Annotated in this window: 1 pseudogene; it reads right to left on the bottom strand. The window is 66.4% G+C overall.

The window, feature by feature from the left end:
• Positions 1-18: 18 nt before the first annotated feature.
• Positions 19-918 (bottom strand): annotated as a pseudogene (locus tag EOA60_RS35000) (UxaA family hydrolase); the annotation flags it as partial.

The following is a 918-nucleotide window of genomic DNA, read 5'->3' on the forward strand; positions in this document are numbered from 1 at the left end:
CGGCTACGATCCGGTCTCGGCCACCTGGCCGGTGGCCGAGACCGGATCGTAGCCGGGCGTGTCCATGAACACCAAGCCGCTGCCGCTGACCTTCTCGGCGTAACCGAAGACGCCGTTGAGCGGCGTCTGACCGCCCTTGGCAACAGCACCCAGCGATTTCTCCAGGATCGTGGTCAGGCCGCCGCGCTTGTTGCCCGGCGAGGGATTGTTGTCGATCGAGGCGCCGTGCTTGGCTGTATGGTCCTCCCACCATTTCACAAAGCCGTCGAGCTTGGCTGCGATCTCGGGCGAGGCGGCGCGATAGGCAAGCAGATGCTCGGCGCCGTAGATCTCGGTCGTCTCGGACAGGATGCCGATGCCGCCGCAGCCGGCCAGAATATCGACCGCCGCCCCCAGCGCCGGATTGGCGGTGATGCCGGACATGCCGTCCGAGCCGCCGCATTGCAGGCCGACGACGATCTCGCTGACCGGGATCGGTTCGCGCTGCAACTGGCCGACCTCCTCGGCGATCTCGGCCAGCACGCCCATCGCCCGCTCGACGGATTTGCGCGAGCCGCCGGCCTCCTGGATGTTGAAGTGCCGCTTTCCCGCCGCGACGCCCTTTTGGCCATAAAGGGTGAGCTGGTTGACCTCGCAGCCCAGACCGACCATCAGCACGCCGCCGAAATTCGGGTGGCGTGCATAGCCGGCCAGCGTGCGGTGCAGCACCATCATTCCGTCGCCGGTGGCGCTCATGCCGCAGCCCTGGCCGTGGACGATCGGCACGAAACCGTCGATGCCGGGATATTTCGGCAAAAGCGTGCGATTGGCCTCGTCGGCGATCGCATGGCAGACGGTGGACGAGCAATTGACGCTGGCGATGATGCCGATGAAGTTGCGCGTTCCGGCGCGACCATCGGCGCGGCGATAGCCCATGAA

This window comes from Mesorhizobium sp. M1A.F.Ca.IN.020.06.1.1 (genome assembly GCF_004023265.1).
GTDB lineage: Bacteria > Pseudomonadota > Alphaproteobacteria > Rhizobiales > Rhizobiaceae > Mesorhizobium.